A 24,814-nucleotide genomic window follows, 5' to 3' on the forward strand; every position below is an offset into this window, starting at 1 on the left:
CAATTCTAGGGGAGGGCGCCGGGGCTGGCTTGCGAAATTACGACACCGAATTTCAAAAACGGCAGCGCCGGTGCGATCCCGGGCCGGCCGGAGCGCGCATCGGTTAGAATAGCGCCCGTGAAGCAGGCCAGACAGCCGCTGGTCCACGCCGCAAGGTCGTGGGCGGGAGGAAGGTCCGGACTCCATAGAGCAGGGTGACGGTTAACGGCCGTCCGCCGAAAGCCGGCGCAAGCGGGTATAAGGCGAGGAACAGGGCCACAGAGACGAGCGTATTCAGTTACGGTGAAACGCGGTAACCTCCACCTGGAGCAATTCCAAATAGGCACGCGTTGAGGTTGCTCGCGGAGCGTGCGGGTAGGAAGCTTGAGCGCCGGAGTAATTCGGCGCCTAGAGGAATGGCTGTCATAGGGGCGTCCCGCAAGGGAGACCACTACACAAAATCCGGCCTATCGGCCTGCTTTACACATAATTCAGAAACGAAAAAAGGCGCCTCCGATGGGCGCCTTTTTCGTCTCGAGACAGGCTACGGCCGGGTCAGGCCGCCAGGCGCGCCACCGGCTCCGCCTGCGCGCTCCCGGCCAGCTTGAACAGCGACACCGTGGCTTCCAGCGCGCGCGCCTGGTCCTGCATCGCCGCCGCCGCCGCCGAGGCCTGCTCCACCAGCGCGGCGTTCTGCTGCGTGACGCCATCCATGTCGGCAATCGCACGGTTGACCTGCTCGATGCCGCTGCTTTGCTCCGCGCTGGCGCTGGTGATCTCGCCCATGATGTCGGTCACGCGCTGGATGCTGGTGACCACTTCGGCCATCGTGGTGCCGGCCGATTGCACCAGCTGGCTGCCGGCGTCGATCTTGCCGACCGAGTCGCCGATCAGCGCCTTGATCTCCTTGGCCGCGCTGGCCGAACGCTGCGCCAGCGTGCGCACTTCGCCGGCCACGACCGCGAAGCCGCGTCCCTGTTCGCCGGCGCGCGCCGCTTCCACGGCCGCGTTCAAGGCCAGGATGTTGGTCTGGAAGGCGATGCCGTCGATCACGGCGATGATGTCGACGATCTTGCGCGAGGCCGCGTTGATCGCCTCCATCGTGTCGACCACCTGGCCGACCACTTCGCCGCCGCGCACCGCCACCGCCGATGCGCTCAGCGCCAGCTGGTTGGCCTGGCGCGCGTTGTCGGCGTTCTGTTTCACGGTCGAGGTCAATTCTTCCATCGAGGCCGCGGTTTCTTCCAGCGCGCTGGCCTGCTGTTCGGTGCGGCTCGACAGGTCGAGGTTGCCGACCGCGATTTCGCTCGAGGCGGTGGCGATCTGCGTGGTGCCCGAGCGCACCTGGCCGACGATGCGCGCCAACCCGGCGTTCATGGTCTTGAGCGCGCCCAGCAGGCGGCCGGTTTCGTCGCGGCTGCTCACCTCGATGTCGCTGCGCAGGTCGTTGTTGGCGACGCTGACGGCGATCTCAACCGCGCGGTTCAACGGCACCACGATGCCGCGCGTCAGCCACCAGGCGCAGGCCGCACCGAATGCCAGCACGGCCAGGCCCATGCCGAGCAGCACGCTGCGGTTGTGCTGGTACAGCGCATCGACCTCGCCGGTGCGGCGGTTGATGGCCTCGCGCTGCAGGTCGAGGAAGTCGCTCAGCGACGCCAGGTACTCGGCGCCGGCCGGCTGGAACTGCTGCACCAGCATCTGCTGCGCTTCCTCGGCCTTGCCATCCTTTTTCAGGGCCGTCATGGCGTCGCGGAGCGCCAGATACGGCTTGCGTGCGGCGGCGATGCGCGCCAGCGCCTGCTTTTCCTGCGGCGTGTCGAGCAGCGGCTCGACCTTCTTCTGCAGCTCGGTGACTTCGCGCGTCGAGACGGCGGTCTGCTCGGCGAAGAAGGCGCCCAGCGACGGGTCGGCGCTCCTGGCGATCGCCGTGGTGCGCGTGACGCTGGTGTGGATACGGCGGTACCAGTCCGACACCAGCCTTTCCTTGGTCAGCGGGACGGTCATCATGTCGCGGGTGGCGTCGGCGACCGAACGCATCTGGAAGATGCCGATGGCCGTCATCAGCAGCGTGAAAGCGAGCACCAGTCCGAAGCCGAGCGATAGACGGGCGCCGATATTCAGGTTTTTCATAGAATGGTCGTGGAATGGATGAGTAAACATGATTGTATAGGCAGTTTATTTCCATAGTGTAACTTTATGGCGACATGTAGCGGATGCGCCATATCGGTTGCACAATCAAACCTGTCTGGAGGAGTCACCGATGCACTATGTTCTCGCCCTCGACCAGGGCACCACCAGTTCGCGCGCGATCCTGTTCGACCGCCGCGGCCAGGTCTGCGCCAGCGCGCAGCGCGAATACCCGCAGCATTTTCCGCATCCCGGCTGGGTCGAGCACGATCCGCTCGACATCTGGGCCAGCCAGCTCGCGTGCGCGCGCGAGGTGCTGGCATCGAGCGGCGTCGACGCCGGCCAGGTCGCCGCGGTCGGCATCGCCAACCAGCGCGAAACGGCCGTGGTGTGGGAGCGCGCCAGCGGTGCGCCGCTGTGCCGCGCGATCGTCTGGCAGGACCGGCGCACGGCCGAGCGCTGCGACGCCCTGCGCGCGCAAGGCAAGGCCGGCCTTGTCGCGCGCAAGACCGGCCTCGAACTGGACGCCTACTTTTCCGCCACCAAGCTCGAATGGATCCTGGACCACGTGCCCGGCGGGCGGGCGCGCGCCGAACGCGGCGAACTGGCCTTCGGCACCGTCGACAGCTGGCTGGCTTTCAAGCTGACCGGGCGCCACGTTACCGACGTCAGCAACGCGTCGCGCACGATGCTTTTCAATATCCACGAACTGCGCTGGGACGACGAGCTGCTCGCGCTGTTTCGCGTGCCGGCGGCGCTGCTGCCCGAGGTGGTGGCCAGCAGCGAAGCGGTCGGCCGCTGCGATGCGCAATGGTTCGGGCGTGCGATCCCGCTGGCCGGCATCGCCGGCGACCAGCAGGCGGCGACGTTCGGCCAGGCCTGCCACCGGCGCGGCATGGTCAAGAATACCTATGGCACCGGCTGCTTCATGCTGATGCATGCCGGCGACGCGCCGCCGGTCTCGCATAATCGCCTGCTGGCGACGGTCGGCTGGAAAGTCGATGGCCGCACCGACTATGTGTTGGAAGGCAGCGTCTTCATGGGCGGCGCCACCGTCCAGTGGCTGCGTGACGGCCTGGGCATCATCAAGCAGTCGAGCGACGTCGAGGCGCTGGCCCAGTCCGTGCCCGACAGCGGCGAAGTGATGCTGGTGCCGGCCTTCGTCGGCCTGGGCGCGCCGCACTGGGACGCGTATGCGCGCGGCACCCTCGTCGGCATGACGCGCGGGACCACGGCCGCCCACATCGCGCGCGCCGCGGTCGAGGCGATCGCCTACCAGAGCGCCGAACTGCTGAATGCGATGCAGAGGGACGCCGACTGCGCCGTGCACGAGGTGCGCGCCGACGGCGGCGCCGCGCGGAACGACCTGCTGATGCAGTTCCAGGCCGACCTGCTGGGCGTGCCGGTGATCCGGCCGAAGGTGACGGAAACCACGGCGCTCGGCGCGGCATACCTGGCCGGGCTGGCGGTCGGCTTCTGGGGTTCGCAGGAAGAGATCGCGGCCCAGTGGCAGGCCGAGCGGCGCTTCGATCCGGCGATGTCGCCTGACCAGCGCGAGCGGAAGATGGCGCGTTGGGCGCGCGCGGTCGCGCATGCGCGCGCATGGGCCGAGCCCGATACCGCCGCGCAGCGTTGACGGCAGCCGGGCAGCCGTGCGGCTTGGGCGCGCCAAATCATGCACAATCGATGCGGTCGTATTGACGACCGCTTGCCGACACCCGCTGACCCCACCCCTTGACTGACGCCCGAACCTGCATGTCCATCCTCAAGACCTTTTTCTCGATCGCCCACGCCGTGCTGGCGCTCCTGTTCGTCGGCCTGGCCGTGATGCTGACCGTGTACGCCACCCAGACCGCCTGGAGCGCGATCGGCGAGGGGCCGGAAGGCAGCGAGACCGCGATCGAAGCGATCGGGCTGCTGGCCATCGCCGTGGTGTCGCTGCAGATCTCGCAGACCATCACCGAGGAAGAGGTGATCCGCGACGCCCACATCAGCGCGCCGACACGGGTGCGGCGCTACCTGTCGCGCTTCATGGTGGTGGTCGTGGTCGCGCTGTCGATCGAAGGCCTGGTCGGCACCTTCAAAGCGCTGCACGAAGATCCCGAAATGCTGCCGCATGCCGCTTCGGTGCTGGTCGCCGCCGGCATCCTGTTGTCCGGCTGGGGCGTGTTCATCCGCCTGAACCGCAGCGCCGAGGAGCTCGAGCCGGAAGCGATGAAGGCGGCCAAGGCCGAAGACAAGAAGATCGACGAGTAAAGCCGCAGCGCGCGCTTGCAAACGCTTGCACTTGCCTCTACCGAACTGGTTGCCGGCGCGCGCAGGGTCGATTACATTGAGCGCCAGCCCACCTTGACGGACACTGTGATGCGCCTTTCGACCCTGTGCTTTTCCCTGTGCCTGGCCAGCCTCGGCGCCGCTGGCGCGTCGGCTCAGACTCAGACGGGTCAGACGGGTCAGACGGGTCAGACGGCTCGGAAATCCGTCGCCCTCCAGAGTGGCGAGATCGCGTCGATGACGGCGCTGCCGGCCGAGATCCGCGCCGCGCTCGGCGAGATGTCGGACCGCGGCGGCCCGTTCGCGCCCGGCTGCGTCAGCCTGCACGGCGAGCCGCACAGCCGCTTCGCGGGCGCCCGCGTGGGCGCCGACACGGCCCAGGTCAGGATCGAGCGTGGCGGCATCGCCCATTTCGTCGACACGCGCAACTTCAGGAAGGTCGACGGCCACTGGGTGGCGCTGCCGGACGCCGGCCTCCCCACAGCCCCGCCTGCGCCGCTGGCCGCCAGGAACTAGGCCGGCGCCGGCGTTGCCGCCTGCGTCTTGCGGCGGCCGCGCTCGAGGGCGAAGGCGCGAAAACGTTCCTGCTGCGTCGCCGTCAGGCAGCGCAGCGGAATCGGCATCGCTCCGCTCTCCACGATCACCAGATACCCTTGCCGGCAGCGCCGCACCGCCTCGACCTCGTCCCAGCGGCGCACCAGCTGCCCGCTGCGCGTGGGGCGCACGATTCCGGCGGCGTCGATCTCGAACACGCACAGCGGCATGCGCCGTTTCTTCATATAAAAGACCGGGGTGGCGAGCAGGGCGACCCAGAAGCCGGTCAGCGCCGGCACCCAGGCCAGCGCGAGCGCAGACGCCGCCATCGCCAGGCCGCGCAGCCAGCCGGGGCCGGCAAACCAGGCGAGCAGGGCGGCCAGCGCGGCGATCGCGACCGGCCACATCCACATGCTGCGCCGCTCGCGCGCGGACGCATGGCGCAGCAGGAAGGCCAGGTGGTCGCGCACGAAGCCGCGGTATTCGCCGGCGCTGTAGGCAACCTCGAAACGCAGCGGCGCATCGGCTGGCGGCGGCGCCGCCACGGGGTCGTCCGGCAGCTCGACGGTCAGCTCGGTGGCGCTGAACCGGCGCGCTTCCTGCTGGACGATCTGCATCGCCACTTCCTTGCGGCTGGGCGGACGCGGGTGGGTGAAGCCGAGCATGACGGTCTCCTGCGGTTGCGTTGCCACGCTACATGCGATCCTCTTTTGATATTGCAATAGTGAAAATAAGCGTTGATTGTTGTAAATCGTGAACTTTCTTTGTCAAAACACCACTAATTTATGGATTGCAATAATTCGAGAGAATTTAGGTATCTCAGCCGTGGCATGATCCGCGCTTGTTTGTAATGCATTCAACAAGAGAGAGACAAAACAATCATGAAGAAAACAGCAAGTTTTATTTTGGTAAGTGCAGCGCTTGCTGCTTGCGGCGGTGGCGGTGGGGGCGGCAGCCCTGCTGCGAGCGCGCCGGTCGGCACGACGATACCGGCCGCGCCGACGCCGACGCCAGCGCCAGCGCCAGCGCCACCACCACCGGCGCCCGAGGTCAAGGTGCTGTCGGCGTCGATGGCGCGCGTGGCGGCGCAGAACACTGGCGTCAGCTTCAACGTGCAGATCAAACCCAACAATTTCACGCCGGCCGGGACGCTGTTCGTGACCGCGAGCGATCCATCCAACGTGATCGCCTCTCAGGTCAGCGTCGCACCGAATACGGACGGTAGCTACACGCTGTCGCTGGGCAGCGTTGCCGGCGCCGACGCCGGGCACTACACCGGCAACATCACCCTGAAGCTGTGCGCCGATCAGGCCTGTGCCACACCGCAGGCGGTGTCGTCGGTCACCGTGCCCTATGACCTGACGGTGATGGGATCGGGAACCGCCTGGCCGGGCGATAACCTGACGACCTTGGCGGCGTGGACCGACGCGCCGGAGTGGAGCACCTTCCAGGGCAACGCGGCGCACACGGGTTACGTGCCAGTGACGATCAGCCCCGACCAGATCAAATTGCGCTGGAAATCGGCTGCCATCAGCCAGTCCCAGTCGGCGTTTGGATACGGTTCTCCGGCGACTATGGCTATCGGCAACGGCTTGTTCTACGCCGCCGGCCCCGCCGCGCTCAAGGCCCGCAAGGAATTCGACGGCAGCGTGGTCTGGTCGTACGATGTGAGCGGCCTGCAATTCCCGTCGGTGAATCCGCCTGCTTTCGCCAACGGCTCGGTCTACATGGCTGCCGGGCAGCAGTGGTCCACGTACATGTTCGCTTTCGACGCGGCCACCGGCGCGGTGCAATTCAAGTCGCCGATGGGGTCGCAGTGGGAAAACTACCTGGCACCGGTCGCGCTGAATGACGCCGTGTACACCAGCGGAGGCAGCTACGGCGGCCTGTACGGCTTCAAGCCCAGCGGCGAGCAATTGTTTTTCAAGACTTTGGCGCAAGTGTCGATGTGGAGCCCGGCCGTAGACGCGAACTCGGTCTATGTCTACGACGGCACACTGCACGTGCTGGACCGCAAGACCGGCGTGGTGATTACCGAGATCAAGAACCAGAACGTGCAGTATGCCGTCCAGATGAACGGTGCGGTGGTGTTGGGCGCGGACGGCAACGCGTTTGCCGGCAATTACGCCAGCGGATCCACGTATGCCGGCTCCACAGCCAACGAACTGCTCAAATTCAACACGGCCAAGGGCTATATCGACTGGCGAGTCTCGGGCAACTATCCGCTGACGCCAGCCTATTCAAAGGGCTTGGTGTATGTGCCGAACCTGTCGCCGTACCGCATCGAAGCACGCAATGAGGGCGACGGCTCGCTGGCATGGTCGTGGACGCCCGGTCAGGCGGCAGAGACGAGCTGGGGCGGTGAACCGGTCGTCACCAACAACCTGATCTTCGTCAGCACCAACCTGGCCACGTACGCGATCGACATGACTACCCACAAGCCGGTGTGGAGCTATCCGGCTTCGGGCCGCCTGGCCTTGAGTCGCAGCGGTATCCTGTATATCCAGAACATGGAAGCGGTGGTCGCGATCAATCTCAAGTAATCAAAACCCGATCCGCCCCTTGCCCGGGGTGGGTTTCAAACGGATGTCCTGCGCGCGCACGTGCGCGCGCCCGTCCGCGACCGCGTAACCCAGGCCGTCCAGCAGGGTCTTGCGCAGGTCGCGCGGCGACACCCCCGCCAGCTGATCGAGCACCACGTCGCCCAGCAGCGGGTCGAACCCGGCCAGGTTCAGTTCCTTCAGCAGGCCGCCGTACATGCGCTGGGCGATGCCGGCCGCCTGGTCGGGCGTCGGCGACGGCACGTCGTAGATCGCCATCCGGTTCAGCAGCGGATGCGGGATGCCGTCCAGCGAATTGGCGGTCAGGACCCAGAAGATCTGGCTGGCGTCGATGTCGACGTCGATGAATTCGTCGCGAAAGGCCGAGGCGGTCTCGGGTTCCAGCAACTGGTAGAGCGCAGCCAGCGGGTCGGACTGCGACGAGCCGCTGGCTTTTTCGACTTCGTCCAGCACGATCACCGGATTGGCGTACTGGCCGCGCACCAGGCGTTCGGCGACCTTGCCGCACTTGGCTCCGCGCCAGCTGGCCGAGCTGCCGGTGATGACGAAGCCGGCCGACAGGGCGTTCATGCTGATCAGCTCGCAGTCGGTCTGCAGCACGCGCGCCAGGCGCTTGGCGAAATGGGTCTTGCCGACGCCGGGCCCGCCCAGCAGCAGGATCGGCATGACGTTGAACCCTTTGTCCCCGGCGTGGGACAGGCGCAGGTAGCGCTTCAGGTCGTCCAGCACGTCGTCGAAATTGGGACACTCCTCGAACAGCGGGTCGAGGGCATCGACGGAAGAGGGCGTGGTCACGAAACGCTCGGCGCCGGTCTCGAGCATGCGTTCGTAGAACGCCTCGAGCTCGGGCGAGCGTCCGCGGCTCCGGTCGAGCGCGCCCTGGACCTCGTTCAGGTCGTACACGGCGCGGGTCCGGGCAAAGGCAATGCTGTTCACGGTGTTCTCCTACCAGGATCGAAGCATCGCCCTGCCGCCGACTACGGCTCAAGGCTGGGTGATCGCCTCGGCTTCATCCTAAACCCGTCCGCATGAATCTGCAATTTCACAGGTGCACGTGCAAGCCCAGCCGTGCGCGGCCATGCATGGCGCATGATGTTAGTGAGTACTTGCACGCGGCTAAGACGCCGCTTCGCCTGTGCCTCCGAAGCGACCAACCTCCAGTAAAAAGTTGAGATTAAGCAAGGGTAAAACCCATGTGTGCAGATGAGGTAGCACATGCAGTCTAGGGGCTAAGTACCTAATTTTGCTCAACATTTTCACTTTAACGGTTTTTAAGGAAGTGCGCTAAGTCATTGGTTTCATTAGCAATTTGCCTGTTTTCCAATCGTGAATTCGCTTGACCACAGACAACGCTTCACTTAAAGTGGGAAACGGTGGCAAAAAGTGCAGTTTTGTGGGAGACCGATCCGTTTCCCGGCCTCCAAAAATAACCAGACTGATAACTCTCCAACTAGGTAAATACGTGTTTCAGGGCGCGTCAGCGATCAATCTCGATGCAAAAGGGCGGATGTCAATACCGGCCAAGCATCGCGACGCCTTGAGTCAGCAGTGTGAAGGCCGTATGACGCTCACGAAACATCCACATGGTTGCCTGTTGTTCTTTCCGCGCCCGGTGTGGGAACAGCACCGCGAGCAGATCGCGTCCTGGCCGATGTCGGCGCGCGCCTGGCAGCGCATTTTCCTGGGTAACGCGTGCGATGTCGAGATGGACAGTGCAGGCCGGGTGCTGATTTCGCCCGAGCTGCGCAGCGCAGTAGGACTGGAGAAAGAGGTCATGATGCTCGGGATGGGCACCCATTTCGAGATCTGGGACGCCGCCAAACTTGCAGCCGACGAGGCCCAGGCCGTCGCCGGCGGCATGCCCGACGCCCTTTCCAATTTCTCCTTCTAAGGCACCCAATGAACCAGAGTCCGGTGCCTGATTTGCAGCATCGCACGGTGCTGCTCGATGAAGCGGTCGATGCGCTTGCCCTCGAAGGCGCGCGCGCGGCCGGTACGTATGTCGATGGTACGTTCGGCCGCGGCGGCCACAGCCGGCTGATCCTGTCGAAGCTGGCGCCGCAAGGCCGCCTGATCGCATTCGACAAGGATCCGCAGGCGATCGCCACGGCGGAACAGATTGGCGATCCGCGTTTCGCGATCGTGCACGACAGCTTCGCGACGATGCGCGAAGCGCTGGCGGCCCGCGGGATCGCCCAGGTCGACGGCATCCTGCTCGACCTGGGCATCTCCTCGCCCCAGGTGGACGATGCGAGCCGCGGTTTCAGTTTCCGCAACGATGGTCCCCTGGACATGCGGATGGATACGACACGGGGCATCTCGGCGGCCGAGTGGCTGGCCACGGTGCCGGAACTACAACTGGAAAAGGTGATTCGCGATTATGGGGAAGAACGGTTTGCTTTTCAGATTGCAAAGGCGATTGCTGCTCGCCGGTCAATCGAGCCAATTTCAAGCACACGACAGCTTGCCGCAATCGTGGCAAACGCGGTCAAAACCCGGGAGAAAGGCAAGGATCCGGCAACTCGCACCTTTCAGGCTATCCGGATTTTCATCAATAAAGAGCTTGAGGACCTTGAAGCAGGTTTGAGTGCTGCCTACGAACTGCTCGCGCCCGGCGCGCGCATGTCGATCATCAGCTTCCACTCGCTGGAAGACCGCATGGTCAAGCAGTTCCTGGCATCCAAGGCCAAGGTCGAGCAGCCGGATCGCCGGCTGCCGATCCGCGCCGTCGATTTGCCCCAGCCTTTGATGAAGCTGATCAGCAAGACCAAGCCCTCCGACTTCGAAGTCGAGGCCAACGCGCGCGCGCGTTCGGCAGTGCTGCGCGTGGCCGAACGCCTGGAGACCACCCGATGACCGGCAAGCTCAACGCCGTGCTGACCGTGCTGCTGGTGGGCTGCGCGCTGTCGGTCGTGAACGCGCGCTACCAGCGCAACCGCCTCGTCAACGACCTGGAAAAGCTGGCGACCCAGCAGCGCCAGCTCGAAATCGACTGGTCCCAGCTCCAGCTCGACCAGTCCACCTACGGCAAGAACGAGCGCATCGAACAGATCGCGCGCACCCAGCTGAACATGACGCCGCTCAGCCCGGCGCGTACCCAATATCTGACGGAAGGCGGCAAATGAAGGTCGGCACCAACGGTTCCCGCGTCGCCGCCGCTAAAGGCGTCGCGTTCTCCAAGAGCCCCGTGCTGGCGGTGCGCCTGCCGGACTGGCGCTCGCGCGTCGTGCTGTTCGGCCTGTTCTCCGCGTTCGCGGCGCTGGCCGGACGCGCGCTCTGGCTGCAGGGCGTGTCCGACCAGTTCCTGCAGAAGCAGGGCGCGAGCCGCTACGAGCGCACGCTCGAGCTGCCGGCCACGCGCGGCAAGATCCTCGACCGCAACGGCCTGGTGCTGGCGTCCTCGCTGCCGGTCAAGGCGGTGTGGGCGATTCCGGAAGACGTGAAACAGTCGCCGCCCGAGAAGCTGGCCGAACTGGCGCGCCTGCTCGAGATGCCGCAGGCCGATCTGATGAAGAAGCTCGACTCCGACCGCACCTTCGTCTACCTGAAACGCCAGGTCGAGATGGACGTCATCGCCAAGATCGAGAAGCTCGGCATCGACGGCCTCGACACCCGCAAGGAATACAAGCGCTACTACCCGCAGGGCGATGTGATGGCGCACATGGTCGGCTTCACCAACGTCGAGGACATCGGCCAGGAAGGCATCGAGCTGGCGCAGCAGAAGAACCTGGTCGGCCAGACCGGCAGCCGGCGCGTGATCAAGGACCGCCTGGGCCGCATCGTCGAGGACGTCGGCATGTCGCGCGAGCCGCACGACGGCAAGGACATCACGCTGTCGGTCGACAGCAAGCTGCAGTACATCGCCTACCAGAGCATCAAGGACGCGGTCGCGAAGTTCAACGCCAAGGCCGGCGCGGCCGTGGTGCTGGACGTGCACACCGGCGAGGTGCTGGCGCTGGCCAACTGGCCGACCTACAACCCGAACGACCGCTCGCACCTGACCGGCGAGCAGCTGCGCAACCGCGTCATCACCGACACCTTCGAGCCGGGTTCGACCCTCAAGCCGTTCACCGTCTCGCTGGCGATGGACAAGGGCCTGGTCAAGCCGAGCACGATGATCGACACCGGCAACGGCGTGATCATGATCGGCGGCCACGTGGTGCACGACACCAGCGCGCACGGCGTGATCAACGTCAGCGAAGTCATCCAGCACTCCTCGAACATCGGCACCAGCAAGATCGCGCAGATGCTGACCCCGCAGGAGATGTGGGAGATGTTTACCAAGGTCGGCTTCGGCCAGGCCCCGCGCTTCGGCTTCCCGGGCGCCGCTGCCGGCCGCGTGCGTCCGTATAAAGCTTGGAGCCAGATCGGCCAGGCCAACATGTCGTTCGGCCAGGGCATCTCGATGTCGCTGCTGCAGCTGGCGCGCGGCTGGCTGATCTTCGCGCGCAACGGCGATATCATCCCGCTGTCGTTCCAGAAGGTGACCGAGAAGCCGGTCGGCCAGCAGATCATCTCGCCCAAGACCGCCGCGCAGATGCGCACCATGGTCGAATCGGTGGTCAGCCCGGAGGGTACCGCGCCGCAGGCGCAGATCGCCGGCTACCGCGTGGGCGGCAAGACCGGCACCGCGCAGAAGGTGATCGACGGCCGCTATTCGCAGAGCCACTACATCGGCTCCTTCGCCGGCATCGTGCCGATGTCCAATCCGCGCTTCGTGATCGCGGTGATGATCGACGATCCGGTCGGCGCCGGCCACTGGGGCGGCACGGTCGCGGCGCCGACCTTCGCGACACTGGCGGCAAACGCCTTGCGGGCCGAGAACATACCGCCCGATTCGTCGGTCACCGACATCATCATCCCCGAGCATCCGGTCGAGGAGAGTAATTGATGACCGAGACCAGGGACATCTTCCAGTGGATCGAGGCCGCCGCACCGGGCGGCGCTTTTGCATCTTCGCCTGCATCTCGACTGGCCTCCGACTCGCGCCGCGTGGGCCGTGGCGACGTGTTCTTCGCCTATCCGGGCGAGGCGGCCGACGGACGCAAGTTCATCCAGTCCGCCATCGACAGGGGCGCGGCCGCGGTCGTGTACGATCCGCGCGATTTCGCCTGGCCGGAAGCGCTGGACCTGCCGCATCTGGCCGTGCCCGAGCTGAAGAAGAACGCCGGCCCGATCGCGCACGCCTTTTACGGCATGCCGGATGCGGACATGTTCACCGTCGGCGTGACCGGCACCAACGGCAAGACCTCGATCGCGCTGTGGACCGCGCAGGCGCTGGCTTCGATCGGCGACGCGCCGAGCGCCATCATCGGCACGCTCGGCGTCGGGCTGGTGCGTGGACACGCCGAGCCGGAATTCGACGTCACCGGCTACACCACGCCCGACGCGGTGCTGCTGGCCGGGGAGCTGGCCGGGCTGCGCGACGCGGGTGCGCGCGCGCTGGCGATCGAAGTCTCGTCGATCGGGCTGGTCGAGGCGCGCACCGCCGGCATGCATTTCGACGTCGCCGTGTTTTCCAACCTGACGCGCGACCACCTCGACTACCACGGCGACATGGCCAGCTACGAAGCCGCCAAGCGCCAGCTGTTCGACTGGCCGGGCTTGAAGCATGCCGTGGTCAACCTCGACGACGAGGCCGGCCAGCGCATCGTCGCGCACCTGCGCGCAGCACGCGCGGACGTGCGCGTGACCGGGTACACCCTGCGTCCGCAAGCCGAGCAGCCGGCCATCGAGGGCGTGGCGATCCTGCGCGCCAGCGGCATGCGCAGCCGCTTGGGCGGCACCGAATTCCAGCTCGAGACCGAGCAGGGTAGCGCGCAGGCGCGCACCCGCCTGGTCGGCCACTTCAACGTCAGCAATGCGCTGGCGGTGCTGGGCGCGCTGCTGGCCAAGGGCGTGGTTCTCCCCGCCGCGCTGGACGCCATCGCGACCTTGAGCCCGGCCCCGGGCCGCATGCAGCAGGTCGGCGGCCAGGACGCGCCGATGGTCGTGATCGACTACGCCCACACCCCGGACGCGCTGGAAAAGACCCTGGCCGCGCTGCGCCAGGTGGCCCAGGACCGAGGCGGCGAACTGTGGTGCGTGTTCGGCTGCGGCGGCGACCGCGACCCGGGCAAGCGCCCGCAGATGGGCCGCATCGCGCAAATGGCCGGGCACGTGCTGGTCACCAGCGACAACCCGCGCAGCGAAGAGCCGCGCGCGATCATCGACCAGATCGTGGCCGGCATGGATGCCCGGCATCCGGCGTCCACGACCCAGGCCATCGAAGACCGCGCCGCCGCGATCCTGTCGGCGGTCAAGCATGCCGCCAAGCCGGACGTGATCCTGCTGGCGGGGAAGGGGCATGAGCCCTACCAGGAAATCAAAGGCCGGAAGATTCCCTTTTCCGACGCCGACCATGCCGCGCTGGCCTTGAGCGCGCGGCTCACGATGATGAGGACTGCTTAATGATCCGCGGCTCGCTTTCCCATTTGCTCGCGTCGATCGACGGCGCACACATCACGCGCGACGCGTATTTCCAGGGCGTCTCGACCGACACCCGCCAGGTGGTGCCGGGCGCGCTGTTCGTCGCCCTGCGCGGCGACAGCTTCGACGCCCACGACTTTCTCGACCAGCTGGTCGGCAATCCGGTCGCGGCCGTCGTGGTCGAACGCCTGCCCGAAAATTATCCGCTGCCGGCCCTGGTCGTGCCGGACACGCTGGCGGCGCTGGGGCGCATCGGCCATTTCTGGCGCAGCAAATTCGACATCCCCGTGATCGGCGTCACCGGCAGCAACGGCAAGACCACGGTCAAGGAGATGATCTCCGCCATCCTGGCGGCAGCGTTCGGCGAGGAGGCGCGCCTGGCCACCCAGGGCAACCTGAACAACGAGATCGGCGTGCCGCTGACCGTCACCCGCCTCACCGCCGAGCACAAGGCCGCGGTGGTCGAGCTGGGCATGAACCATCCGGGCGAGATCGCGCGCCTGGCCGCCATCGCCGCGCCCACCGTCGCCCTGGTCAACAACGCCCAGCGCGAGCACCAGGAATTCATGCACACCGTGGAAGCGGTGGCGCGCGAGAACGGCTCGGTGCTGCAGGCGCTGCCGGAAAACGGCGTGGCCGTGTTCCCCGGCGACGACGAGTACACCGCGCTGTGGCGTGGGCTGGCCGCCGGCCAGCGCGTGCTCACGTTCGGCCTGACAAACGATTGCGACGTGCGCGCGACGTACACCGGCAATGGCTTCGGCAGCACGCTGGCCGTGAGCGCCAACGGCGCGCAGTTCACGATCGAACTGGCCGCCGCCGGCGAACACAACGTGCGCAACGCGCTGGCGGCTACCGCCTGCGCGCTGGCCGCCGGCATCGGCCAGGACGCCATCGTGCGCGGCCTGGAAGCGTTCGCGCCGGTCAGCGGCCGCCTGCAGCGCAAGCAGGCCGCCAACGGCGCCACCGTGATCGACGACAGCTACAACGCCAACCCGGATTCGGTGCGCGCCGCCATCGACGTGCTGGCCGCCTATCCGGCGCCGCGCGTGCTGGTGCTGGGCGACATGGGCGAAGTCGGCACGCAGGGACCGGAGTTTCACCAGGAAATCGGCGCCTACGCACGACAGCGCGGCATCGAGACCGTGCTGGTCACCGGCGCACTGGCGCGCCACATGGTGGGCAACGGGGCAACACATTACGAGCAGTTCGACGAATTATTGGCAGCACTGGACAAGCAACTGGGCAGCAAATCTGACGCAACTGTGTTGGTGAAGGGCTCGCGTTTCATGAAGATGGAGCGCGTGGTCCGCCACCTGACCGCAACAACCGACACTGGCAAGGATTCGCACTGATATGCTGCTTTGGCTCGCACAATATTTTCAGGACTACATCGGTCCGCTGCGCGTTTTTAACTACATCACCTTCCGGGCGGTGTTCGCGACCATCACCGCGATCACCATGGGCATGGTGTGCGGTCCGGCCGTGATCCGCAAGCTGACCGAGATGAAGGTCGGCCAGGCCGTCCGTACCTACGGCCCGCAGACCCACCTGTCCAAGCACGGCACCCCGACCATGGGCGGCGTGCTGGTGCTGATCGCGATCGGCGTGTCGACGCTGCTGTGGTGCGATCTGTCGAACCGCCTGATCTGGCCGGTGCTGGTGGTCACGCTCGGCTTCGGCGCCATCGGCTGGGTCGACGACTACCGCAAGGTGGTCTACAAGGACCCGGAAGGCATGCGTTCGGGCGAAAAATACTTCTGGATGTCGCTGATCGGCATCACCTCCTCGCTGTACCTGGCGTTCTCGGTCTCGGCCAAGACGCCGTGGGAAGTGTGGCAGCTGTTCTTCGCCTGGGTGCAGTCGGGCTTTTCGATGGAGCTGCCGCCCAAGGCCGACCTGATCGTCCCGTTCTTCAAGACCGTCAGCTATCCGCTCGGCGTGTGGGGCTTCATCGCGCTGACCTATTGCGTGATCGTGGGCGCGTCGAACGCGGTCAACTTCACCGACGGCCTGGACGGCCTGGCGATCATGCCGACCGTGATGGTGGGCGGGGCGCTGGGCCTGTTCGCTTATCTCACCGGTAACGCGACCTATTCGAAATACCTGTTCATCCCGCACATCCCGGGCGCCGGCGAACTGCTGATCTTCTGCGGTGCGCTCGCGGGGGCCGGCCTGGCCTTCCTGTGGTACAACGCGCATCCGGCGCAGATGTTCATGGGCGACGTCGGCGCGCTGGCGCTGGGCGGCGCGCTCGGCACCATCGCCGTCATCGTGCGCCAGGAGATCGTGCTGTTCATCATGGGCGGCGTGTTCGTCGCCGAGACGCTGTCGGTGATCATCCAGGTCGGCTGGTTCAAGTACACCAAGAAGCGCTACGGCCAGGGCCGCCGCGTCTTCCTGATGGCGCCGCTGCACCACCATTTCGAACAGAAGGGCTGGAAAGAAACCAAGGTCGTGGTCCGCTTCTGGATCGTGACCATGATCCTGGTCCTGGTCGGCTTCTCGACCCTCAAACTGCGCTGACGACGATGAGCTACGAAGGCAAAACCGCACTGGTGCTCGGGCTCGGCGAATCGGGCCTGGCGATGGCGCAATGGCTCGCCCGCGCCGGCGCGCGCGTGCGGGTCGCGGATACGCGCGAGACGCCCGCGCGCCTGGACGCGCTGCGCGCGGCCGTGCCGGATGCGGATTTCGTCGGCGGTCCATTCACGGCCGCGCTGATCGATGGCGTCGATTTCGTCGCCGTTAGCCCGGGCCTGGCGCCGAACCGCGAGCTGGCCGAGATCTCGCCTGCCGCGGCCGAGCGCAATATCCGCGTGTGGGGCGAGATCGAGCTGTTTGCCCAGGCGCTCGCGGCGCTGAAGGTAAGCCGGGACTACAGCCCGAAGGTCATCGCCATCACCGGCACCAACGGCAAGACCACGGTGACCAGCCTGACCGGCCTGCTGTGCCGCCGCGCCGGTTTCACGACGCGCGTGGCCGGCAACATCAGCCCGGCGGCGCTGGACGTGCTGCGCGAAGCGCTCGACAGCGATGAGCTGCCCCAGGTCTGGGTGCTCGAGCTGTCCAGCTTCCAGCTGCACACCACCTTCAGCCTGAACGCCGATGCCGCGACCGTCCTGAACATCACCCAGGACCACCTCGACTGGCACGGCAGCATGGCCGCCTACGCCGCGGACAAGGCGCGCATCTTCGGGGCCGACACGGTGCGCATCCTCAATCGCGACGACGCGACCGTGATGGGCATGGGCTCGCCGACCGCGCAGATGAATACATTCGGCACCGGCGAACCCGATGCGCCGGACAGCTTCGGCCTGGTCAGCGAACGCGGCGTGCTGTGGCTGGCCAATGCCAATCCGGCCGAAGAACCCGAGAAAAAACGCCGCCGTGGCTCATCCTCGGGTGAGACGCCCGAACCGGTCGAGCTCACCATCAACCGCCTGATGCCGGCCGACGCGCTGCACATCCGCGGCCTGCACAACGCCTCGAACGCATTGGCCGCGCTGGCCCTGTGCCGCGCCGCCGGCCTGCCGCTGGCGCCGCTGCTGCACGGCCTGCGCGAATACAAGGGCGAGCCGCACCGCGTCGAGCTGGTCACCAGCATCGACGGCGTCGAGTACTACGACGATTCGAAGGGCACCAACGTCGGCGCCACCGTCGCCGCGCTGGAAGGCCTGGGCAAGTCCTTCGGCGAGGCCGACCGCCAGATCCTCCTGATCGCCGGTGGCGACGGCAAGGGCCAGGACTTCAGCCCGCTCGCGGGCCCATGCGCGCGTTACGTGCGCGCGGCCCTGCTGATCGGACACGACGCCGCACAAGTGCGCGCCGCGATCGAGCCGACCGGCGTGCCGTGCTTCGACCTGGACGACCTGCCGCAGGCGGTGCGCCGCGCCGCCGGCCTGGCGCGCTCGGGCGACGTCGTATTGTTGTCGCCGGCCTGCGCCAGCCTCGACATGTTCACCAATTACGCGCACCGCGCACAGGTCTTCGTCGACGCCGTGCGCGACATCGCCCTGGAAAAAGGGCAGGACATCTGATGGGCTTCCAGATTCCGTTCAAGTTCAGCGGTTCGTCCAGCGATGCGACCATCGCGACCCGCGCACGCCCGTCGCGCATGATGGAATACGACCAGCCGCTGGTGTGGGTCGTGATCCTGATGATGCTGTTCGGGATGGTGATGGTGTACTCGGCCTCGATCGCGCTGCCGGATTCGCCCAAGTACGCCAGCCTGGGCGGCAAGAACAGCTACTTCCTGATGCGCCAGGCGGCCTTCATCGTGGTCTCGGTGCTGGCCGGCGCCTTCGTGTTCCGCTTTCCGGTGGCGACCTGGCAGCGCCTCGCGCCGATCCTGTTCATCGGCACGCTGTTCCTGCTGGCCCTGGTGCTGGTGCCCGGCGTGGGCCACTCGGTCAACGGCGCGCGGCGCTGGATCCCCTTGAAGATCATGCAGCTGCAGCCGTCCGAGATCATGAAGGTGGTGGCGGTGCTGTACGCGGCCGACTTCACCGTGCGCAAGCAGCAGTACATGCACAAGCTGACCAAGGGCTTCATGCCGATGGCCTTCGCGATGGGTCTGGTCGGCGGTTTCCTGATGCTGGAACCCGACCTGGGCGCGTTCGGCGTGGTGGTCTGCATCTCGATGGGCATCCTGTTCCTGGGCGGCTTCAACATGATCTGGTTCGGCGGCATCGGCGCGGTGCTGGTGCTGGTGTTCTCGACGATCATCGCGCTGTCGCCGTTCCGCCGTGCGCGCATGTTCGCCTACATGAACCCGTGGGAAGAGGGCAATGCGCTCGACAAGGCCTACCAGCTGACCCACTCGCTGATCGCCTTCGGACGCGGCGAGATCTTCGGCGTCGGCCTGGGCGGCAGCGTCGAGAAGCTGCACTACCTGCCGGAAGCGCACACCGACTTCATCATGGCCGTGATCGGCGAGGAACTCGGGCTGGTCGGCGTGGTGGTGGTGATCGGCCTGTTCTACTGGCTGGTCAAGCGCGCCTTCGACATCGGCCGCCAGGCGATCGCGCTGGAACAGCACTTCGCCGGCCTGGCCGCGAAGGGCGTCGGCATCTGGCTCGGCGTGCAGGTCTTCATCAACATGGGCGTGAACCTCGGCCTGCTGCCGACCAAGGGCCTGACGCTGCCGCTGATGAGCTACGGCGGCTCGGGCATCCTGTTCAACTGCGTGGGTCTCGCGATCCTGCTGCGCATCGATTACGAAAACCGGGTGCGCATGCGCGGAGGCCGCCAATGACGAAACGATTGATGATCATGGCGGCCGGCACCGGCGGCCACATCTTCCCCGGCATCGCGATCGCGCAGACGATGCGCGCGCGCGGCTGGGAAGTGTCGTGGCTGGGCACCCAGCACGGCATGGAAAAGGACATCGTGCCCAGGCACGACATCCCGATGGACCGCATCGACTTTTCCGGCATGCGCGGCAAGGGCCTGGGGCATACGGTCGGCGGCGCGTTCAAGCTGCTCGCCAGCTTCGCCTCCTGCCGCAAGTACCTCGCGCTGCGAAAGCCCGACGTGGTGCTGGGCATGGGCGGCTACGTGACCGTGCCGGGCGGGATGATGGCGCGTGCGCGCGGCGTGCCGCTGGCGCTGGTCAATGCCGACGCCGCGCTGCTGTTGTCGAACAAGACCCTGACGCCGATCGCCCAGCGCGTGCTGTTCGGCTTCCCGGCCGATTTCGGCAAAGCCGCCGGCAAGGCGGTCGTCACCGGCAACCCGGTGCGCGCGGAGATCCTCGACATGCTGGCGCCGGGCCGCCGCTTCGCCACGCGCAGCGGGCCATTGAACATCCTGGTGGTCGGCGGCAGCCTGGGCGCCAAGGTGCTCAACGACGCCGTGCCGGCCGCGCTGGCGCTCATTCCGGAAGGCCTGCGTCCGAACGTGACCCACCAGTCGGGCAAGAAGAACATCGACGCGCTGCGCGCCGCGTACGCGCAAGCCGGCGTACAGGCCAACGTGGTCGACTTCATCGACGACATGGCGGCCGAATACGCCAACGCCGACCTGGTGATCTGCCGCGCCGGCGCGATCACGGTGTCGGAACTGACCGCGGCCGGCGTGGCGAGCGTGCTGGTGCCGTTCGTGGCCAGCACCACCAGCCACCAGCGCGACAACGCGATCTGGATGCAGGAACAGAAGGCGGCGGTGCATTTGCCGCAGGGCGAACTCAATCCGCAGAAGCTGGCCCAGCTGCTGCAATCGACCACGCGCGACGACTGCCTGCGCATGGCCGAGGCGGCGCAGGCGGTGGGCAGGCGCGACGCCAACGAGGCGATCGCGAAAGTTTTGGAAGAATTGGCGGGCCAATGAAACACAAGATCAAACACATTCACTTCGTCGGCATCGGCGGCAGCGGCATGAGCGGCATCGCCGAGGTGCTGCTGAACCTGGGCTATAAAGTGTCGGGCTCGGACCTGGCCTCGAACGCGGCCAGCCAGCGCCTGGCGGAACTGGGCGCCATCGTCAGGATCGGCCACGCGGCCGAGCACATCCTGGGCGCCGACGCCGTGGTCACCTCGACCGCCGTCAACGAAGCCAATCCGGAAGTGGTGGCGGCGCGCGCCGGCAAGGTGCCGGTGGTGCCGCGCGCGATCATGCTGGGCGAACTCATGCGCCTGAAGCGCGGCATCGCGATCGCCGGCACGCACGGCAAGACCACCACCACCAGCCTGGTCGCTTCGGTGCTGGCCCAGGGCGGCATGGATCCGACTTTTGTCATCGGCGGGCGCCTGAACAGCGCCGGCGCCAACGCCAAGCTGGGCACCGGCGAGTACATCGTGGCCGAAGCCGACGAGTCGGACGCCTCGTTCCTGAACCTGTCGCCAATGATCGAGGTCATCACCAACATCGACGCCGACCACATGGACACCTACGAGCACGACTTCGAAAAGCTCAAGGGCGCGTTCGTCAACTTCACCCACCGCCTGCCGTTTTACGGCCGCGTGATGCTGTGCGTGGACGATCCGCACGTGCGCGCGATCCTGCCACAGGTGACCAAGCCGGTGACGACCTACGGCTTTGCCGAGGATGCCGAAGTGCGCGCCCTGAACGCCGGCGCCGACGGCGTCCAGATGCGCTTTACCGTGCGCCAGGAAGGCTATGCCGACACCGAATTCGTGCTGAACCAGCCGGGCATGCACAACGTGCTCAATGCGCTGTCGGCGATCGCGATCGCGCGCGAGATCGGCGTGCCGGACGAGGCGACCGCCATCGGCCTGCGCGAATTCCGCGGCGTCGGCCGCCGCTTCACGCGCTACGGCGAGATCCCGCTCGAGGGCGGCGGCAGCTTCACCCTGGTCGATGACTACGGCCACCACCCGGTCGAAGCCCAGGTGACGCTGGCCGCCGCGCGCGCCGCCTATCCGGGCCGGCGCCTGCTGCTGGCCTTCCAGCCGCACCGCTACACCCGCACGCGCGACCTGTTCGAAGACTTCGTCAAGGTGCTGGGCGCGCCGGACGTGCTGCTGCTGGCCGAAGTCTACGCCGCCGGCGAGACCCCGATCGTGGCCGCCGACGGGCGCGCGCTCGCGCGTGCGCTGCGCGCGGGCAGCCAGATCGAACCGATCTTCGTCGAAGCCATCGCCGACATGCCGGCGACCATCATGAAGGTGGCGCGCGACGGCGACGTCGTGCTCACCATGGGCGCCGGCTCGATCGGCGGGGTGCCGCATCAACTGACACAGTTTCAAAAGGTAGCATCGTGACCGCGACTCAACTCACCTCGCAAGAAATCGCGGACCTGGGCAAGGTCGGCGTCCTGTTCGGCGGCCGTTCGGCCGAGCGCGAGATCTCGATCCTGTCCGGCACCGGCGTGCTCGAGGCCCTGAAATCGAAAGGCGTCGACGCCCACGCCTTCGATCCGGCCGAGCGTTCGCTGGCCGACCTGGCGGCCGAAAAATTCGACCGCGTGTTCATCGCGCTGCACGGCCGCTACGGCGAAGACGGCAGCCTGCAGGGCGCGCTCGAGCAGCTCGGCATCCCGTACACCGGCAGCGGCGTAATGGCGTCCTCGGTCGGCATGGACAAGATCACCACCAAGATCGTCTGGCTGGCGCACGGCGTGTCGACGCCGAAGTACGCGATCATCGATGACGGCACCGACCTCGATAAGGTGGTGGAAGAGCTGGGCCTGCCGCTGATCGTCAAGGCGCCGCTGGAGGGGTCCAGCATCGGCATCACCAAGGTGACCCGCCGCGAAGAGCTGCAGGCGGCGGTCGAGCTGTCGCGCAGGTACGATGCGCGCGTGCTGGCCGAGCAGTTCATCGTGGGCCGCGAGTTCTCGGTGCCGCTGCTGGGCACCGGCCCGACCGCGCGCGCGCTGCCGATCGTCGAGATCGTCGCCCCGGAAGGCAAGTACGACTACCAGAACAAGTACTTCACCGACGACACCAAGTACTACTGCCCGGCGCCGCTGGATGCCGCTGCTACCATTGCCATCCAGCGCGAGGTCGAGAAGGCCTACCGCGCCCTCGGCTGCGAAGGCTGGAGCCGCATCGACGTGCTGCTGCGCGAATCCGACGGCAAGTTCTTCCTGCTGGAAGTGAACACCTCGCCCGGCATGACCGGGCACTCGCTGGTGCCGATGGCCGCGCGCGCCGAAGGCACCAGCTACGAAGACCTGTGCGTGCAGATCCTGCGCAGCGCCAGCCTGAAGATGAAACAGAACAGCAAGGACAAGGCGTAAGCGATGTGGCATGACGTGCGAGCCTTGAACGCAACCGCCGGCGCGCTGACCGCGCTGTCGGTGCTCGCCTGCGTGGCCTCCGGCGTGTGGTGGATTTCCCAGCGCCCGATGTTCACGCTGCGTTCGGTGCGGGTCGAGAGCATGTACGGGCTGGAACTGCAGCACGTGAACGAACTGACGGTGCGCAACGGCGTGCTGGGCAAGATCAAGGGCAACTTCTTCACCTCGGACCTGGACCAGGTGCGCAACACCTTCGAGGCGGTGCCCTGGGTGCGCAAGGCCAGCGTGCGGCGCGAATGGCCGAACCAGCTGATCGTCCAGGTCGAGGAGCACGAGGCGCTCGGCACCTGGGGCGAGGATGGCCGCCTGTTGTCGGTCAAGGGCGACGTGTTCACCGCCAACCTGGCCGAGGCCGACGAGGACCACCCGCTGCCGGCGTTCGAAGGCCCGGCCGGGAGCGAGAAGGAAGTGCTGTCGCGCTTCGCCCAGCTGCGCGGCTGGTTCGCGCCGGTGCGCCTGGTGCCGACCTCGATCAGCCTGTCGAACCGCTATGCCTGGACCGTCAAGCTGGACAACGGCATGAGCGTCGAGCTGGGCCGCGAGCAGGACAAGAATACGCTGCAGGCGCGCGTACAGCGCCTGGTGAGCATTTATCCGCAGCTGGTGGCGCGCCTGCAGGAAGGCCGGATCGACACGATCGACATGCGTTATCCGAACGGCCTGGCGCTGTCGTCGGCCTCGCTGGCGATCCCGGCCGACGCCACCAAGCCGGTGAAGCCGGTCGTGAAAAAGCCCGTGAAAACGACAAAACATACTTAAAAATTCTGAAAGCAGGCGACAGCTAACATGACAAAAGACGCGAAGAACCTGATCGTCGGTCTGGACATCGGCACCTCGAAGGTGGTGGCGGTGGTGGCCGAGGTGATGGCCGATGGGCGCCATGAGGTAATCGGTCTCGGCCAGCACGAGTCGAAGGGTTTGAAGAAGGGCGTTGTCGTCAACATCGAGGCGACCGTCGAGTCGATCCAGCGCGCGCTCGAAGAAGCCGAGCTGATGGCCGATTGCAAGATCCGTAACGTCTACGCGGGCATCGCCGGCAGCCATATCCGCTCGTTCAACTCGAGCGGCATGGTCGCCATCAAGGACAAGGAAGTCACCTCGACCGACGTCGCGCGCGTGATCGAGACCGCCAAGGCCGTCAACATCCCGACCGACCAGCAGCTGCTGCACACGGTGCCGCAGGAGTTCATCGTCGACAACCAGGAAGACGTGCGCGAGCCGATCGGCATGAGCGGCATCCGCCTCGAGGTGCGCGTGCACATCGTGACCGGCGCGGTGTCGGCGGTGCAGAACATCGTCAAGTGCGTGCGCCGCTGCGGCCTCGAAGTGTCGGACCTGATCCTGCAGCCGATGGCCTCGGCCGACTCGGTGCTGACCAACGACGAGAAGGAACTCGGCGTGGTCATCATCGACATCGGCGGCGGCACGACCGACATTGCGGTGTTCTCCGACGGGGCGATCCGCCACACCGCCGTGATCCCGATCGCCGGCGACCAGATCACCAGCGACATCGCGATGGCGCTGCGCACCCCGACCGGCGAAGCCGAAGAGATCAAGATCCGCTACGGCGTGGCCAAGCAGGTGCTGGCCGATCCGGGCGAGACCCTCGAAGTGCCGGGCCTGGGCGACCGCGGTCCGCGTTCGCTGTCGCGCCAGGCGCTGGCCGCCGTGATCGAGCCGCGCGTGGAAGAGCTGTTCGCGATGGTGCACCAGGTGGTGCGCGAGTCCGGCTACGAAGGCGTGCTGTCGTCGGGCATCGTGCTGACCGGCGGCTCGTCGATCATGCCGGGCATGATCGAAATGGCCGAAGACATCTTTTTGAAACCGGCGCGCCTCGGCACGCCGGAGTACCGCGGCCAGCTGGCCGACGTGGTGCGCAGTCCGCGCTACGCGACCGTGCTCGGCCTGCTGCTGGAAGCGAAGAAGCAGTACCTGCGGGGTCACATCGTCACGCGCCAGGATGGCTCGGTGAAGGCGGTGTGGCAACGCATGAAGGAGTGGTTCCTCGGAAATTTCTAAGTCGCCACGAAGGTTGCCGTACGAACTTGCAGTGTGGAAGTGGTTACAACTAAAAAGCAACGCACGGCGATTATTTCGGGTACAA

21 protein-coding genes and 1 other RNA gene are annotated in these 24,814 nt (G+C 66.4%); 19 read left to right on the forward strand and 3 right to left on the reverse strand.

The annotated features are described in order from the left end of the window. The first annotated feature begins 119 nt into the window (after nucleotides 1-119). Nucleotides 120-465: RNase P RNA component class A (rnpB, locus tag FA90_RS25310), an RNA gene on the forward strand. Nucleotides 466-534: 69 nt separating this feature from the next. On the opposite strand, the gene FA90_RS23190 is transcribed toward rnpB, so the two are convergent. Then, a complete protein-coding gene (locus tag FA90_RS23190; RefSeq protein ID WP_036173002.1) occupies nucleotides 535-2,112 on the reverse strand; it encodes a methyl-accepting chemotaxis protein in 1,578 nt (525 codons plus the stop codon). A 130-nt stretch (nucleotides 2,113-2,242) separates the two neighbouring features. On the opposite strand from FA90_RS23190, the gene glpK reads away from it, so the two are divergent. From glpK to FA90_RS23205, 3 genes are all read left to right on the forward strand, one after another. Then, nucleotides 2,243-3,745, forward strand: coding sequence for a glycerol kinase GlpK (gene glpK, locus FA90_RS23195; protein WP_036173006.1), 1,503 nt, complete (start codon nucleotides 2,243-2,245; stop codon nucleotides 3,743-3,745). Between the two features lie 119 nt (nucleotides 3,746-3,864). After that, nucleotides 3,865-4,365, forward strand: coding sequence for a hypothetical protein (locus tag FA90_RS23200; RefSeq protein ID WP_036173008.1), 501 nt, complete (start codon nucleotides 3,865-3,867; stop codon nucleotides 4,363-4,365). 255 nt (nucleotides 4,366-4,620) lie between these two features. Continuing rightward, nucleotides 4,621-4,899, forward strand: coding sequence for a hypothetical protein (locus FA90_RS23205; RefSeq protein WP_036173011.1), 279 nt, complete (start codon nucleotides 4,621-4,623; stop codon nucleotides 4,897-4,899). Here FA90_RS23205 and FA90_RS23210 read toward each other — a convergent pair. Beyond that, entirely contained in the window at nucleotides 4,896-5,609 is a 714-nt protein-coding gene (locus FA90_RS23210) for a YcxB family protein (protein WP_036173014.1), read from the reverse strand. The genes FA90_RS23205 and FA90_RS23210 overlap by 4 nt on opposite strands. 189 nt (nucleotides 5,610-5,798) lie before the next feature. Between FA90_RS23210 and FA90_RS23215 the strand changes: the two genes are divergently transcribed. Further along, a complete protein-coding gene (locus FA90_RS23215; protein WP_081934002.1) occupies nucleotides 5,799-7,460 on the forward strand; it encodes a PQQ-binding-like beta-propeller repeat protein in 1,662 nt (553 codons plus the stop codon). Here FA90_RS23215 and FA90_RS23220 read toward each other — a convergent pair whose 3' ends face one another. Continuing rightward, entirely contained in the window at nucleotides 7,461-8,414 is a 954-nt protein-coding gene (locus tag FA90_RS23220; protein WP_036173017.1) for an AAA family ATPase, read from the reverse strand. A 526-nt stretch (nucleotides 8,415-8,940) separates the two neighbouring features. On the opposite strand from FA90_RS23220, the gene mraZ reads away from it, so the two are divergent. From mraZ to ftsA, 14 genes are read left to right on the forward strand one after another with little or no spacing between them, the layout of a single operon-like run. Beyond that, nucleotides 8,941-9,369, forward strand: a complete 429-nt coding sequence (gene mraZ / locus FA90_RS23225; protein ID WP_036173020.1) for a division/cell wall cluster transcriptional repressor MraZ — start codon at nucleotides 8,941-8,943, stop codon at nucleotides 9,367-9,369. 8 nt (nucleotides 9,370-9,377) lie between these two features. Beyond that, nucleotides 9,378-10,334, forward strand: a complete 957-nt coding sequence (gene rsmH, locus FA90_RS23230; RefSeq protein WP_036173022.1) for a 16S rRNA (cytosine(1402)-N(4))-methyltransferase RsmH — start codon at nucleotides 9,378-9,380, stop codon at nucleotides 10,332-10,334. Continuing rightward, nucleotides 10,331-10,603, forward strand: a complete 273-nt coding sequence (gene ftsL, locus FA90_RS23235) for a cell division protein FtsL (RefSeq protein WP_036173025.1) — start codon at nucleotides 10,331-10,333, stop codon at nucleotides 10,601-10,603. Before rsmH ends, ftsL begins: the two co-directional genes overlap by 4 nt. Then, complete coding sequence (locus tag FA90_RS23240; RefSeq protein WP_036173028.1) at nucleotides 10,600-12,369, forward strand: penicillin-binding protein 2; 1,770 nt, start codon at nucleotides 10,600-10,602, stop codon at nucleotides 12,367-12,369. Before ftsL ends, FA90_RS23240 begins: the two co-directional genes overlap by 4 nt. Then, nucleotides 12,369-13,928 carry a UDP-N-acetylmuramoyl-L-alanyl-D-glutamate--2,6-diaminopimelate ligase gene (locus tag FA90_RS23245; protein ID WP_036173030.1) on the forward strand — a complete coding sequence of 520 codons (1,560 nt, stop codon included), beginning with the start codon at nucleotides 12,369-12,371 and terminating at the stop codon, nucleotides 13,926-13,928. Before FA90_RS23240 ends, FA90_RS23245 begins: the two co-directional genes overlap by 1 nt. Before the next feature lie 2 nt (nucleotides 13,929-13,930). Beyond that, the gene (murF, locus tag FA90_RS23250; RefSeq protein ID WP_036176844.1) at nucleotides 13,931-15,301 is read left to right on the forward strand and encodes a UDP-N-acetylmuramoyl-tripeptide--D-alanyl-D-alanine ligase; all 1,371 of its coding nucleotides are present in this window, start codon (nucleotides 13,931-13,933) and stop codon (nucleotides 15,299-15,301) included. Between the two features lies 1 nt (nucleotide 15,302). Beyond that, complete coding sequence (mraY, locus tag FA90_RS23255) at nucleotides 15,303-16,472, forward strand: phospho-N-acetylmuramoyl-pentapeptide-transferase (RefSeq protein WP_036173033.1); 1,170 nt, start codon at nucleotides 15,303-15,305, stop codon at nucleotides 16,470-16,472. Between the two features lie 5 nt (nucleotides 16,473-16,477). Beyond that, on the forward strand, nucleotides 16,478-17,986 hold the full coding sequence (murD, locus tag FA90_RS23260) for a UDP-N-acetylmuramoyl-L-alanine--D-glutamate ligase (protein ID WP_036173036.1): 1,509 nt from the start codon (nucleotides 16,478-16,480) through the stop codon (nucleotides 17,984-17,986). Further along, nucleotides 17,986-19,203 carry a putative lipid II flippase FtsW gene (gene ftsW, locus FA90_RS23265; protein WP_036173039.1) on the forward strand — a complete coding sequence of 406 codons (1,218 nt, stop codon included), beginning with the start codon at nucleotides 17,986-17,988 and terminating at the stop codon, nucleotides 19,201-19,203. Before murD ends, ftsW begins: the two co-directional genes overlap by 1 nt. After that, nucleotides 19,200-20,276 (forward strand): undecaprenyldiphospho-muramoylpentapeptide beta-N-acetylglucosaminyltransferase, encoded by a 1,077-nt coding sequence (gene murG / locus FA90_RS23270; protein WP_239700922.1) that lies wholly within the window; start codon nucleotides 19,200-19,202, stop codon nucleotides 20,274-20,276. The genes ftsW and murG overlap by 4 nt, the downstream gene beginning before the upstream one ends. After that, a complete protein-coding gene (murC, locus tag FA90_RS23275; RefSeq protein WP_036173043.1) occupies nucleotides 20,273-21,670 on the forward strand; it encodes a UDP-N-acetylmuramate--L-alanine ligase in 1,398 nt (465 codons plus the stop codon). Before murG ends, murC begins: the two co-directional genes overlap by 4 nt. Then, nucleotides 21,667-22,650 (forward strand): D-alanine--D-alanine ligase, encoded by a 984-nt coding sequence (locus FA90_RS23280; RefSeq protein ID WP_239700925.1) that lies wholly within the window; start codon nucleotides 21,667-21,669, stop codon nucleotides 22,648-22,650. Before murC ends, FA90_RS23280 begins: the two co-directional genes overlap by 4 nt. Before the next feature lie 3 nt (nucleotides 22,651-22,653). Continuing rightward, entirely contained in the window at nucleotides 22,654-23,469 is an 816-nt protein-coding gene (locus FA90_RS23285) for a cell division protein FtsQ/DivIB (RefSeq protein ID WP_036173046.1), read from the forward strand. A 27-nt stretch (nucleotides 23,470-23,496) separates the two neighbouring features. Then, complete coding sequence (gene ftsA / locus FA90_RS23290) at nucleotides 23,497-24,729, forward strand: cell division protein FtsA (protein WP_036173049.1); 1,233 nt, start codon at nucleotides 23,497-23,499, stop codon at nucleotides 24,727-24,729. Nucleotides 24,730-24,814 lie beyond the last annotated feature (85 nt).

It is taken from the genome of Massilia sp. 9096 (genome assembly GCF_000745265.1).
Classification (GTDB): Bacteria; Pseudomonadota; Gammaproteobacteria; order Burkholderiales; family Burkholderiaceae_D; genus Telluria.

Excerpts from the sequence above, each read along its gene's own strand:
- FA90_RS23200 (WP_036173008.1), top strand. The coding sequence starts at position 3,865 with ATGTCCATCCTCAAGACCTTTTTCTCGATCGCCCACGCCGTGCTGGCG.
- murC (WP_036173043.1), top strand. The coding sequence starts at position 20,273 with ATGAAACACAAGATCAAACACATTCACTTCGTCGGCATCGGCGGCAGC.
- ftsW (WP_036173039.1), top strand. The coding sequence starts at position 17,986 with ATGGGCTTCCAGATTCCGTTCAAGTTCAGCGGTTCGTCCAGCGATGCG.
- ftsA (WP_036173049.1), top strand. The coding sequence starts at position 23,497 with ATGACAAAAGACGCGAAGAACCTGATCGTCGGTCTGGACATCGGCACC.
- rsmH (WP_036173022.1), top strand. The coding sequence starts at position 9,378 with ATGAACCAGAGTCCGGTGCCTGATTTGCAGCATCGCACGGTGCTGCTC.
- ftsL (WP_036173025.1), top strand. The coding sequence starts at position 10,331 with ATGACCGGCAAGCTCAACGCCGTGCTGACCGTGCTGCTGGTGGGCTGC.
- FA90_RS23245 (WP_036173030.1), top strand. The coding sequence starts at position 12,369 with ATGACCGAGACCAGGGACATCTTCCAGTGGATCGAGGCCGCCGCACCG.
- FA90_RS23215 (WP_081934002.1), top strand. The coding sequence starts at position 5,799 with ATGAAGAAAACAGCAAGTTTTATTTTGGTAAGTGCAGCGCTTGCTGCT.
- FA90_RS23205 (WP_036173011.1), top strand. The coding sequence starts at position 4,621 with ATGACGGCGCTGCCGGCCGAGATCCGCGCCGCGCTCGGCGAGATGTCG.
- murG (WP_239700922.1), top strand. The coding sequence starts at position 19,200 with ATGACGAAACGATTGATGATCATGGCGGCCGGCACCGGCGGCCACATC.
- mraY (WP_036173033.1), top strand. The coding sequence starts at position 15,303 with ATGCTGCTTTGGCTCGCACAATATTTTCAGGACTACATCGGTCCGCTG.
- FA90_RS23285 (WP_036173046.1), top strand. The coding sequence starts at position 22,654 with ATGTGGCATGACGTGCGAGCCTTGAACGCAACCGCCGGCGCGCTGACC.
- FA90_RS23240 (WP_036173028.1), top strand. The coding sequence starts at position 10,600 with ATGAAGGTCGGCACCAACGGTTCCCGCGTCGCCGCCGCTAAAGGCGTC.
- FA90_RS23190 (WP_036173002.1), bottom strand. The coding sequence starts at position 2,112 with ATGAAAAACCTGAATATCGGCGCCCGTCTATCGCTCGGCTTCGGACTG.
- murD (WP_036173036.1), top strand. The coding sequence starts at position 16,478 with ATGAGCTACGAAGGCAAAACCGCACTGGTGCTCGGGCTCGGCGAATCG.
- glpK (WP_036173006.1), top strand. The coding sequence starts at position 2,243 with ATGCACTATGTTCTCGCCCTCGACCAGGGCACCACCAGTTCGCGCGCG.